Raw genomic sequence first — 12,658 nt, forward strand, 5'->3', positions numbered from 1 at the left:
AATCATAACTTGGTCGATGCGTGTTGGGTGAGTGATTAATTGGTTTGATGTGGCTATTGGTGAGACAGAGGAAATATTGCAAAACGATATCATGTCAAAACTGCTATTTTGACAAAAAGAGCTTTTTAAATGCTTAGGTTATATTCATAGTTCCTATAAATTAGAGGCTACTTTACTGTTGATCAAGTTCGATGGTGATGATCTTGGTATTGCATGAATTGATCTATAAAGATGTATCAATCTTACCAGTGTGAATCTTTGCACAAAAAGGCAAAATATTAGACAATATACAGACGCCGCTAGAAATAAGAAGCTTGCTAAAAAACCTTAACTATCCTGACATGAGCTTCCAATTATGGTACATTGATATAACCATTTTATGTGCTTTAGCTTTTAAGTATTGTTTCTAAGTATTGATAAAATTAGGGGAGCAAATTGGTTAAGTGTGTTGATAAGGATGTTGTAACGTTTTTTGATGATGATGTGCTGCTTGATGCGGAAGTGATCGCACATTTTAAATATAAATCGCGCATATCTGTAATGCCATTGGATAAGCCGGCATTGTCTTATTATCTTAAATTAAGCGGTGCAGAGAAAATTTGTGAGATTATTGGCTTTTTTTCAAAAAATGAAAGTCAAAATTTTTCTATTGATCGCATAGATGATTATGACGAGATATTTGGCGATCTAGTTTATCAAAATGCATTGTTTAAATATCAAGGTGTCTCTCTATTTATTTGGAAACAAGATGAAAACAAGTTTTATGTAGTTTTTGGTGATGCCGAAATCATTGATAAAATTGATAATCAGTATGTAAGTAATGATGATTTTATGGAAATTTTAAATGAGGATGTCGGCTTATCACTTAAAGGGCGCAACTATATGCTTGATGCCTTACGCAAATATGGATAACTTGTTTTGTCGTACACAAAAACTTAAAGCCATTATTATTGTTGTAAAATAAGGCGTTATATTGAGTATCTAAAGCTGCATAGTTGCAATAAATAACATGCAGCTTTATGATGTTTAATACCAGCCAACTGCAACTTGTGCTTCTTCAGACATGCGGTCAGGTGACCATGGCGGATCAAATGTCATCGTGACTTCCACGAAAGGAATACCTTCAACCGCACTCACTGCGTTTTCAACCCATCCAGGCATTTCGCCGGCAACAGGGCAGCCAGGGGCGGTCAATGTCATTTCGATTTTAACAGAACGATCATCTTCAATATCAATACGATAAATAAGACCAAGCTCATAAATATCGGCAGGAATTTCAGGGTCATAAACAGTTTTCAATGCTGCGATAATATCATCTGTCAGCCGATCCAACTCGTCAGCAGGAATAGCTGATACAGCAGCTTCTGGGGCTGTTTCCAAATCGATAGCAGAGTTATCCGTCTTTTGTTCTTCAGTATTTTCGGTCATCTGAAAAAAGTCCTTGCTTTTTCAAGAGCGTTAGCCAATTGGTCAATTTCTTCTTTGGTGTTATACATAGCAAGCGATGCGCGACAGGTTGATGTGACACCAAAGCGCGTTAGCAAGGGCTGTGCACAATGGGTGCCAGCGCGTAATGCAACACCTTGGCGGTCGGCAAACATCGAAATATCATGGGCATGAATTCCCTGCATTTCAAATGAAATAATACCACCCTTATTGGGCGCATTGCCAATAATACGCAATCCTTCAATTTCGTTTAGACGTTCATGGGCATAAAGGGTGAGCCGTTGCTCATATTCCATTATTGCTTTGCGACCAATTTTTTGCACATAATCAAGTGCAACGCCAAGACCTATTGCTTGCACAATCGGCGGTGTCCCTGCTTCAAAACGATGAGGAGGATGGTTGTAGGAAATGTAATCTTCCCGTACTTCCTCAATCATTTCACCGCCACCTTGAAATGGTCGCATCTTTTCTAAAATAGATTTTTTACCGTAAAGCGCACCGATGCCGGATGGTCCATATAATTTATGACCGGTAATAACATAAAAATCACAATCTAAAGCCTGTACATCAACATCCAAATGCACTGCACCTTGTGCGCCATCAATGAGTACAGGAATATTGTGCTGATGAGCGAGATCAATTATTTTTTTAACAGGTGGAACAGTACCCAAAACATTGGACATATGGGTAAGAGCTACAAATTTTGTTCGTGGTGACAGCGCTTTTTCAAAACTTTCAAAGTGAAGAACACCGGCGTCATCTACGGGCAGAAAAACGAGCTTTACACCTTGTCTTTCACGCAAAAAATGCCAAGGAACGATATTGGAATGATGTTCCATCACGCTAATGATAATTTCATCACCTTCATTTAGGTTAGGCATTGCATAGCCATAGGCTACTGTATTAATTGCCTCAGTGGCATTTTTGGTAAAAATAATCTCATCGCTTGATGATGCATTAAGGTAGCTACGAACGCTTTCACGCGCTTGCTCATAAAGGTCTGTTGCCGCATTAGATAAAAAATGCAAACCGCGATGCACATTGGCATAAGAGCTACTATAGGCATTGGTGATAGCATTAATGACGCATTGTGGTTTTTGCGCGGATGCACCATTATCAAGATAGGCAAGGGGCTTATTGTAAACCTCGAGCGAGAGGATAGGAAAATCCTTGCGAATAGAATTAACGTCAAAAATCTCGCTTGCTTTTTCCAAGGTCATTATAAGTCCCTTACTTTATATTTTACATTATAAGTGGTCGATAAGCCATTGATCGATTGTGGATTTTAACGCGTCTTCAAGGGGTTCGTCCTCAAGCTCTTCAATTAATTCTTGAACAAAAGCTTTCACTAGCAACCCTCTAGCTAATGCCGCTGGTACACCGCGTGCCATCAAATAAAATAAATGGTCGTGGTTAATCTCGGTGACAGTTGCGCCATGGCCGCAAGCAACGTCGTCAGCAAAAATTTCTAGTTCTGGTTTTGCGTCAAATTCTGCCTGATCGGAAAGGATAAGACTATTGCAGGCCATGCGAGCATCGGTCTTTTGCGCTTCACGCGAAACACGGATCATACCTTGGAAAACACCACGTGCTTTATCCATTGCAACATTGCGTACAATTTCGGTTGAAGTAGTATTTTCAACCAAATGGCGAACGGTCATTGTTGTGTCGGTGTGGCTTTGTCCGTTAAGCAAATTAACACCGCGTAATTGGAAGTCAGAGCCTTCGCCGCAAAGATCTACATTAATTTCTTGGCGTAATAGTTTAACGCCAGCATTGATAATATAGAGTTTCAATTTTGCGTTATTTTGTAAAACAGCGTTAAACTGATTAAACTCCACGGCGTGCTGGTTACGCTCACGAATAATGATCCAAAGCACTTCAGCGTCATCTTCAACCGCTAAGCGATTAATCGCGCTAGAAAAACTAGGGCTATCATCGCCTAGTTGACGCTCAATAATGATTGCCTTTTTACCCGCTGCCACACTTACTGGTGATGTGGTATGGGCCTGACCATCCGTAACAATATTTTGAATCTCGATAAGATTAATATCATTGTCATTATCGCCAATATTAATCGACCAACCATCACTTACATAAGCGGTGTTGATTTGGCTGATCACATCATCGCTAGCAAAATGCTTTGGCAAAGAAATTGTGCCCGATGAAAGTTCTCTTGCGACTGGTTTAGCATTTGCAAGCGCATCACTATTTATGCATTTACCATTTATCAATGGCAAAACTGTACTACCTGCCAAAATTGGCTCTAGCACTGAGGGTTCACCATCACTTGAAAAGGCTTTATCCGTTACAAAATCGGGGATATCACGCAACAAGGTGCGTAAATCTGTATAATGCCAAGCTTCGATTTTGCGTGATGGTAAGCCTTTTTCCGCAAAGGTTTCAACTGCTTTTTGGCGTAACAAAACATTGCCAACATCGCCAGGAAGTTGGGCAGCAACGGTCTCTAACCCTTCAATGAGGGCTTTTTCAGCTGATGTATGTTCAGCCTTTGTCATAATAGACATTAACAAGCTCCCTTATGCGCCTTCGCCAATGATTTCTGCATAGCCATTATTTTCAAGATAAAGTGCCAAGGATTTATCACCACTTTTAATGATGCGGCCTTTATAAAGAACATGGACGGTATCTGGGACAATATAGTCAAGAAGACGCTGGTAATGGGTAATAACAAGGAATGAGCGATCTGGGCCGCGCAATTTGTTGACACCATCGGCAACGATTTTCAAAGCATCAATATCAAGGCCACTGTCGGTTTCATCCAAAACGCAAAGCTTTGGTTCCAATAAATCCATTTGAAGAATTTCCGCACGCTTCTTTTCACCGCCGGAAAATCCAACATTTAACGGACGCTTTAGCATAGCCATATCCATCTGCAAATCTTCTGCGGCATCCTTGACACGTTTAATGAATTGAGGGATTTTTAATTCCGGTTCACCGCGTGCACGGCGCTGTGCATTCATTGCAACTTTTAAAAATTCCATGGTTGCAACACCTGGAATTTCCATAGGATATTGGAATGCAAGAAATACACCAAGAGCTGCACGCTCTGCTGGATCAAGTTCTAAAATATTTTCGCCATTATAAATAATCTCGCCTTCAGTGACTTCATAATCATCACGTCCAGCAAGAATATAAGAAAGGGTTGATTTACCTGAACCATTTGGACCCATAATGGCAGCAACTTCACCATCTTGAACAGTAAGGTCTAACCCACGAATAATTTCTGTACCGCTTTCAGCAATACGAGCATGAAGATTTTTAATTTCTAACATATTTTTAATCCTTTATACAGCGGCGCTAAAATAAAGCTGCCAGCCGAAAAAATATTTAACCAACGCTGCCTTCAAGGCTAATATTGATGAGCTTTTGTGCTTCTACGGCAAATTCCATCGGTAACTTTTGAATAACTTCCTTAACAAAACCATTGACGATAAGAGCAATAGCTTCCTCTTCAGGAATACCACGTTGCATTACGTAAAATAATTGGTCGTCGGAAATTTTGGAAGTAGTTGCCTCATGCTCAAATTGAGCCGTTGCATTTTTTGCTTCGATATATGGCACTGTATGGGCACCGCAATCATTGCCAATAAGCAAGCTATCACATTGGGTGAAGTTACGCGCGTTGGCAGCATTTCTTTGGGCAGTGACTAGGCCGCGATAGGTATTATTGGAAAAACCAGCCGATATGCCTTTAGAAATGATACGACTTGAAGTGTTTTTTCCCAAGTGGATCATTTTGGTGCCAGAATCAATTTGCTGATAACCATTAGATACGGCGATTGAATAAAATTCGCCGCGCGAATTATCACCACGTAGGATACAGGATGGATATTTCCAAGTAATGGCCGAGCCGGTTTCTACCTGTGTCCAAGAAATTTTGGAGTTATCGCCACGGCAGTCACCACGCTTGGTTACAAAGTTGTAAATGCCGCCTTTTCCTTCCTTGTCACCTGGATACCAATTTTGGACGGTTGAATACTTAATTTCAGCATCTTTTAAGGCAATCAGCTCAACCACAGCTGCATGAAGCTGATTTTCATCGCGTTGCGGCGCGGTACAACCTTCAAGATAGGAGACGTAACCACCTTCTTCAACTATGATTAATGTACGCTCAAACTGACCGGTATTGCGCTCGTTAATGCGGAAATAGGTTGATAATTCCATAGGGCAGCGTACACCCTTTGGCACATATACAAAGGAACCATCAGTAAACACAGCAGAATTAAGTGCTGTATAATAATTGTCTGCAACTGGAACTACGGATGCGAGATATTTTTGCACAAGCTCAGGATATTCGCGAATGGCTTCTGAAATTGAACAGAAGATAACGCCAGCGCTGGCTAGTTCTTTTTTAAATGTTGTTACAACTGATACGGAATCGAATACAGCATCAACAGCAACACGTCCACTTGCATAGATATTATCTTCAAGCTCGGAACGCTCATCTTGTTTTCGAACGCCAGCAAGAATTTCCTGCTCTTTAAGCGGAATACCAAGCTTTTCATAGGTTGCCAATAATTCAGGATCTACCTCATCTAAAGATTTGGGACCAACTTGGTTTTTTGGTGCTGCATAATAATACAGGTCTTGGAAATCAACTTTGGGATATTCAAGGCGTGCCCAATGGGGCTCGCTCATATTTAGCCAACGTTGAAAAGCCTGAAGACGCCATTCAAGCATCCATTCAGGTTCACTTTTTTTCGCAGAAATGAAACGAATGATTTCTTCGTTCAAGCCTTTGGGGGCCTTATCTGTTTCAATCTCGGTTTCAAAACCATATTTATATTGGTCAACGTCAATTTCGCTAACCTGTCTTATTGTTTCCTGCACTGCAGGCATAGGCTTATCTCCATCCTGGCCGGGTCAAAGTCCAGCAGTTATTGAAAAAAGCAAAAAATGATATTACAGTTGCTTTATAGAATTTATATAATTGATTAGAATCAAAATTCAATAAACATGACAATAGCACTCAAGCTTTATTTGTTTTTAAAACTATTCTAAAAAAATTCAAGGCTTTTGCGTGATTTTTTTGCTTCTGCTGACAATTTTTTGTGTTTCAGCTAAAAAAGTGTCAATATCATGTAATTCTGTGGTCCAGCCTGTGGAAACTCTTATGGCACCATTGTCATTATGATAATTCATCGCTTTTAGGATTGGGCTACTTGATACTTTTCCTGAGGAGCAAGCAGAACCTGCTGAAACTGCAATTCCAGCAAGGTCATAGGCAATTTGCAATGTTTCAGCTTTCATCTGCGGAATGGAAAAAAATGATGTATTCGGTAATCGCTCCGTTGCTTTCCCATGAATGATACAATCGGGCGAAATTTCCTTTAATCCCCGTTCAAGGTGATCGCGTAGAATTTTTAGGCGATTATTTTCGTTGTCGTGTCGTTTGATGTCTTCTACTGCTGCACCAAAAGCACTAATCATACCAACGGCTTGTGTGCCACTGCGGTGACCATGTTCTTGGCCGCCGCCAGTGAGTAAGGCTTTAGGCATTAAAACTCTGCCCATTGCAATTAATGCGCCAATACCCTTGGGCGCGCCCAATTTATGACCGCTTATAAAGACGAAATCTGCGCCAAGCGCCGTAAGGTCAAGCGGCATTTTGCCATAGGCTTGCACAATATCGGCAATAAAAACACCGCCAGCTTGTTTTACAATATCGGCAATTTGACCAATTGGTTGCAAGACGCCAGTTTCATGATTGGCATATTGAATGCTGACAAGTGGTAACCCAGCAGATTTATCGTGGTTTGCAAGCTCATTTTCCAAAATATTACAATGAATTAAACCATTTTCATCAACTGGAATAGTAATTATATCTGCTTTATCAAAACGTCCACCGGCTAAAACACAAGGATGTTCAGTTGCACCAATATAAAGCTTAGAAAATAAAACAGGGCTGCGTCCCATCATATACTGAGGAGTGAGGGCGAGTGCCGCACTTTCAGTTGCTCCCGATGTAAATACAATATTATCAATATTTGCATTAAGACTTTCCGCTATATGCCGTCGTGCGCTTTGGATGAGCGCTTTAGCTGTTCTTCCCTCGTTGTGAACCGAGGAGGCATTACCAAAATGCTCAAAAGACTGCATTAAAGCAGTTTTAGCAGAATCGCTTAGCGGAGTTGTGGCATTGAAATCGAGATAAATGCGGCTTTTGGCCATTAATTCAATCCATTTATATAAAATTTATGCTTTTTATCGGTTTTACTGCGTAATTTTCTTGAAAAATACATAGCATAACGCCTATTTAACAAATAGCGATATGTTTACCAGTTATCAAACATGATTTTTTTAAGAAAAGTGGATTTTTCCAACAATCTTTAAGTTATTTAAAGTGTGAGTGAGTAAGCGTTAATATTGAGCTGAATAACACCATGCTAATTTAAGATTTGGCGAATTATTGGAGTAATGGATGCCTGAAATTATTTTTAACGGCCCTGCAGGGCGTCTTGAAGGACGCTATCAACCTTCATCAGAAAAAAATGCCCCGATTGCGATTATCTTGCATCCTCATCCACAATTTGGTGGCACAATGAATAATAAGATCATCTATGATCTGTTTTATATGTTTCAAGAGCGCGATTTTACCACACTACGCTTTAACTTTCGCGGTATTGGTCGTAGCCAAGGTGAGTTTGACCATGGAGCAGGTGAATTATCTGATGCTGCTGCTGCGTTGGATTGGGTTCAATCGCTGCATCCAGATTCACGCAATTGCTGGGTAGCGGGCTATTCTTTCGGCTCTTGGATCGGTATGCAATTATTAATGCGCCGCCCTGAGATCGAAGGTTTTATTTCAGTTGCGCCGCAGCCTAATACTTATGATTTTTCCTTTTTAGCGCCATGTCCATCATCAGGGCTTATCATTCACGGCGATGCGGATAAAGTTGCACCGCCAAAAGATGTGCAATCTTTGGTCGATAAATTAAAAACCCAAAAGGGTATTACAATCACACAAAAGACCTTAGAAGGTGCAAACCATTTCTTTACCGGTCGTGTTGAAGAATTAATTGATGATTGTTCTGAATATCTTGATCGCCGTCTTGCTGGTGAACTTTCAGAGCCAAGAATGAAGCGTTTACGCTAAGTTTTGTAGCCAACCATCTTATAGGTTTATGGGATGGTTGCATTTTAAAGCTAAAATTTTTCTGGTTGCATCGATGCTTTTTTCGGCGTGAAGAAATGAGGCATAGGAGAAGTTAAATTTGTAGTTTACCTCTCTGCATAGCTATGAGCTGTTTGCAGATGATGTCGATATTGAATTAATGAGTAAAACTAAATATGCAGCATTTTAAATGATGGATTTTAATAATGCTGACAAAAGGGAGCAATAAATGGCCGTTCAAGATGGCACTGAGCTTGTCTTTTTACCACTTGGTGGTGTAGGCGAGATTGGTATGAACCTTGCGCTATATGGTTATGGCGCTGAAGATGACCGCGAGTGGTTGTTGGTGGATATGGGGGTAAGTTTCGCAGGGCCAGACCTGCCTGGGGCAGATTTAATTTTGCCGGACATCAGATTTTTAGAAAGTGAGCGCCATAATATACGTGGGTTAATTATCACCCATGCTCATGAAGATCATTATGGTGCTGTACTTGATTTATGGCCAAGGTTAAAAATACCAGTTTATTGCACTGCTTTTACCGCCGGCATGTTGGAAACCAAACGGCAATCAGATTACCAATCCTATGAAGTACCGCTGACCCTATTTAAAGCTGGCGAGCGTTTTCAAGTTGGTCCTTTTGAGGTTGAGGCTGTTGCAGTTAACCACTCCATTCCTGAACCCGTCTCTTTAGTGTTGCGTACCCCACTTGGTAATGTAGTTCATACAGGCGACTGGAAAATTGATCCAGAACCAACGCTAGGCAATACCACCGATGAAGCTAGGTTTCGCCAAGTTGGTGATGAAGGTGTTCTTGCGCTTATTTGTGATTCAACCAATGCTATGGTTGAGGGTACTTCGCCAACCGAAACAGCAGTTAGCGAAAGCTTGGCAACTATCATTGGCAATGCCAAGGGGAGAGTTGCGATTACAACATTTGCATCAAATGTGGGTCGTATTAAATCTATTGCGGTTGCGGCTCAGCACGCAGAGCGTAAGGTGCTTTTACTTGGACGCTCAATGAAGCGCAGTGTTTTAGTTGCGCAAGAACTTGGAATGATGGAAGGACTTGATCCATTTTTATCGGAAGAGGATTATCCTTATATCCCGCGTGATAAGATCGTTATAATCCTTACAGGATCCCAAGGCGAACAACGGGCAGCATTAGCTAAGATTGCGCGTGATGAAATGCGCGATATTGAACTTGGCGCTGGCGATATGGTGATTTATTCATCACGCTCTATTCCGGGTAACGAAAAAGCCATTATAGAAACGCAAAATCTATTAATTGATCGCGGCGTTGAAGTGGTAACTGAACGTAATGGCCTTGTTCATGTATCTGGGCACCCACGCCGTGATGAATTGCGGCAAATGTACAAATGGGTGCGTCCAGACGTTCTTGTTCCAGTTCACGGCGAGGCAGCGCATTTGACAGCCCATGCAGCTTTGGGTGCACAAGAGGGCATTAAGAAAGTTGCGTCAATTCGCAATGGCGATATGCTTTTATTGGCTCCCGGTGAAGTGCGTATTATTGATGAAGTGCCTGTGGGGCGTATTTATAAAGATGGATATCTCCTTGGTGACGAGGATGAGCTTGGTATTCGCGAGCGCCGCAAATTAAGCTATGTCGGTCATGTTGCTGTATCTTTGCTAATGGATAAAAATTTTGATTTAGCAAGTGCGCCTGATCTTGTGGCTTATGGTGTACCAGAAACTGACGGTCGTGGTGAGTTGATGGAAGATCTATTAATGGATCGGGTTGAAGATGCAATTGGCTCTATTCCAAAACAACGTCGCCGCGATAGCGAAGTTGTTCGTGAATCTGCACGCAGAGCAGTGCGTTCAGCAGTCAATGAAATTTGGGGTAAAAAGCCTGTGGTAACGGTATTTTTGCATCGTAAATAAAATATCTAACACTATGTACAAATAAAAAGCCCTTTTCGTTGATGAAAAGGGCTTTTTAATTTTTACAATTTTTTAGGCTTATTTGCCTTCTAGCTGTTGCAAGCGATAGTTAAGCAGCCGTGAAAAACGTTTTTCGAAGTTAAGGGTTTCAACGCGCTCAAAATAAGCTTGCGCACGGTCTTGTTTGCGCATGATGCGATTGACAACCTTATTGATGTCTGCTTGTAATTCTTTACAGTCTTTACGATAATAAAGAGAGCGAATAGCATGCTCCATTTCGCTGGCATGGGCGCGAGCGATAATAATGTGGCTTTCTTCATGGCGACGAATATCGCGGTATAAAACATCCCAAATAATGGCAAGTTCAGCTGAGCGTGTTGAGTTGCGCTGTTTCCAGCGTGGAAGCAATACTTTAGCCTGAATATCAATGTCAGCTCTTGCAACTTTACAATAGCGTCCATCCTTTACAAGTTTAATATTAGGCACAAATTTTAAGCGTGTGGCACCAGGATGACGACTACCTGTCGTTTTTAAAAATGGACCTCTCCCTGACATTGAGCGATCAAGTTCAGCCGCAGTATTTCCGGAAATTGTATAAAAACTATCTTTACGATAAATTTTTGATGCAGATGCGGATTGCGCCAAGCAGACAACAGAGAAGGCTGCTAAAATTATTGTGGGAAGCATGCGCATTAACCGATACTCCTGAAATGCGGGATATGAGTAGTTGAGGACAAGTGTAAAACTATTATATAGAAGTGTAATTATTATTGATAAAACAGAATCTCTTAAAAAAAGTAAATTCTATGAATAAAATTTGGAAATGTGCACATAATCGAGAAATTATTTTAGGACCTAAGTCCATATTAATGGGAATTTTAAACGTAACCCCAGATTCTTTTTCTGACGGTGGCCGCTTTAATCAACCAGATATTGCTGTTCAAAAAGCCAAAGCAATGATTGAAGCAGGTGCAGATATCATTGATATTGGTGCTGAGACTACAAAACCAGGTGCAGAACCGATAGATGTGGAAACTGAGTTAGATAGGCTTATACCCGTTGTAAAGGCTTTGGTAAAGGAAACAAACTGCGTTATTTCGATTGATACCTATCATGCGCAAACTGCGTTTGAATGTGTTGCATTAGGGGCACATATTATCAATGATGTTTGGGGGCTGCAAAAGGATGCCGATATGGCTGATATTGTTGCAAAAACTGGGGCAGGGGTTGTTATAATGCACACCGGGCGCGAGCGGGTGCGCGACAAGGATGTTATCAAAGATCAAATCCATTTTTTAACAGAATCACTAAAGCTTGCAAAAAATGCTGGTATTGGTGATGAGGCAATTGTGCTTGACCCAGGCTTTGGTTTTGCAAAAACTGTTGATGAAAACATGACTCTGATGAAACGGGCAAATGAATTACATGTCTTAGGCTATCCTTTATTGGCAGGTACGTCACGCAAACGTTTTATAGGTAATGTTGCCCACATAGATATTGCCGATCAACGCGATGTTGCAACAGCAGCCACGTCAGTATTAATGCGCAATCTAGGTTTTGATGTTTTTCGTGTTCATAATATTGAAGTGAATAAGGATGCGCTTTTAATTGCGGATGCTTTTGTAAGGGCTGGCGCATAATGAATGTTGAAGCAGAAAATCCCTATAAAAAAGTTTGGCTTGGCCTTGGTGGTAATATTGGTGATGTGCCGCATAATATGGCAATGGCATTACGAAAGCTGATTGGAACACCAGATAATAAGCTATTAGATATATCATCCCTATATAAAACACCGCCATGGGGAAATGTTGATCAGCCATGGTTTTATAATAGTTGCGCTTTAATTCATACTCGTCTTGATCCGCAAAGTTTTTTGGACCAGTGTTTGAAAGTTGAGTTAAGCCTTAAAAGAGAGCGCCTTGAGCGGTGGGGACCAAGAACGATTGATCTCGATATATTGAGTTTTGAAGGGGTTGAATATTTCAAATCAGATAGTTTAACGCTTCCTCATCCACGTATTAGTGAGCGATGTTTTGTATTGTTACCGCTTGTTGAAATTGCCCCTGATTTAAAGATAGGCGTGCACAAAGTGTGTGATCTTATAAAAAAATGTGCAAATGAAGATATTGAAAAAGTAAGCAATGGCAAAGAATGGATCAATTTTTAACTTC

At 40.8% G+C, this 12,658-nt stretch carries 12 protein-coding genes; 5 read left to right on the plus strand and 7 right to left on the minus strand.

Annotation, left to right across the window (positions count from 1 at the left end):
• Positions 1-435 precede the first annotated feature (435 nt).
• On the plus strand, positions 436-912 hold the full coding sequence (locus H3299_RS05080; protein ID WP_182419208.1) for a hypothetical protein: 477 nt from the start codon (positions 436-438) through the stop codon (positions 910-912).
• Positions 913-1,026: 114 nt separating this feature from the next.
• On the opposite strand, the gene H3299_RS05085 is transcribed toward H3299_RS05080, so the two are convergent.
• The 6 genes from H3299_RS05085 to H3299_RS05110 form a co-directional block, all read right to left on the minus strand.
• A complete protein-coding gene (locus H3299_RS05085) occupies positions 1,027-1,428 on the minus strand; it encodes an SUF system Fe-S cluster assembly protein (RefSeq protein WP_182419209.1) in 402 nt (133 codons plus the stop codon).
• On the minus strand, positions 1,425-2,666 hold the full coding sequence (locus H3299_RS05090; protein WP_371739803.1) for an aminotransferase class V-fold PLP-dependent enzyme: 1,242 nt from the start codon (positions 2,664-2,666) through the stop codon (positions 1,425-1,427). Before H3299_RS05090 ends, H3299_RS05085 begins: the two co-directional genes overlap by 4 nt.
• A gap of 27 nt (positions 2,667-2,693) precedes the next feature.
• Positions 2,694-3,974, minus strand: a complete 1,281-nt coding sequence (sufD, locus tag H3299_RS05095; RefSeq protein WP_182419210.1) for a Fe-S cluster assembly protein SufD — start codon at positions 3,972-3,974, stop codon at positions 2,694-2,696.
• Between the two features lie 12 nt (positions 3,975-3,986).
• The gene (sufC, locus tag H3299_RS05100) at positions 3,987-4,742 is read right to left on the minus strand and encodes a Fe-S cluster assembly ATPase SufC (RefSeq protein WP_182419211.1); all 756 of its coding nucleotides are present in this window, start codon (positions 4,740-4,742) and stop codon (positions 3,987-3,989) included.
• A gap of 55 nt (positions 4,743-4,797) precedes the next feature.
• Entirely contained in the window at positions 4,798-6,309 is a 1,512-nt protein-coding gene (gene sufB, locus H3299_RS05105) for a Fe-S cluster assembly protein SufB (protein ID WP_182419212.1), read from the minus strand.
• 168 nt (positions 6,310-6,477) lie between these two features.
• Positions 6,478-7,641: a cysteine desulfurase family protein gene (locus H3299_RS05110; RefSeq protein ID WP_182419213.1), complete on the minus strand. Its 1,164-nt coding sequence runs from the start codon at positions 7,639-7,641 to the stop codon at positions 6,478-6,480.
• Positions 7,642-7,891: 250 nt separating this feature from the next.
• Between H3299_RS05110 and H3299_RS05115 the strand changes: the two genes are divergently transcribed.
• Both H3299_RS05115 and H3299_RS05120 read left to right on the plus strand, forming a co-directional pair.
• Entirely contained in the window at positions 7,892-8,566 is a 675-nt protein-coding gene (locus H3299_RS05115) for an alpha/beta hydrolase (protein ID WP_182419214.1), read from the plus strand.
• 247 nt (positions 8,567-8,813) lie between these two features.
• A complete protein-coding gene (locus H3299_RS05120) occupies positions 8,814-10,487 on the plus strand; it encodes a ribonuclease J (RefSeq protein WP_182419215.1) in 1,674 nt (557 codons plus the stop codon).
• 78 nt (positions 10,488-10,565) lie between these two features.
• On the opposite strand, the gene H3299_RS05125 is transcribed toward H3299_RS05120, so the two are convergent.
• A complete protein-coding gene (locus H3299_RS05125) occupies positions 10,566-11,180 on the minus strand; it encodes a DUF922 domain-containing Zn-dependent protease (RefSeq protein ID WP_182419216.1) in 615 nt (204 codons plus the stop codon).
• Between the two features lie 113 nt (positions 11,181-11,293).
• Here H3299_RS05125 and folP point away from each other — a divergent pair, with 113 nt between their 5' ends.
• Positions 11,294-12,127, plus strand: a complete 834-nt coding sequence (gene folP / locus H3299_RS05130) for a dihydropteroate synthase (protein WP_182419217.1) — start codon at positions 11,294-11,296, stop codon at positions 12,125-12,127.
• A complete protein-coding gene (gene folK, locus H3299_RS05135) occupies positions 12,127-12,654 on the plus strand; it encodes a 2-amino-4-hydroxy-6-hydroxymethyldihydropteridine diphosphokinase (protein WP_182419218.1) in 528 nt (175 codons plus the stop codon). Before folP ends, folK begins: the two co-directional genes overlap by 1 nt.
• Positions 12,655-12,658 lie beyond the last annotated feature (4 nt).

The organism is Bartonella sp. HY038, from assembly GCF_014117425.1.
Taxonomy (GTDB): domain Bacteria; phylum Pseudomonadota; class Alphaproteobacteria; order Rhizobiales; family Rhizobiaceae; genus HY038.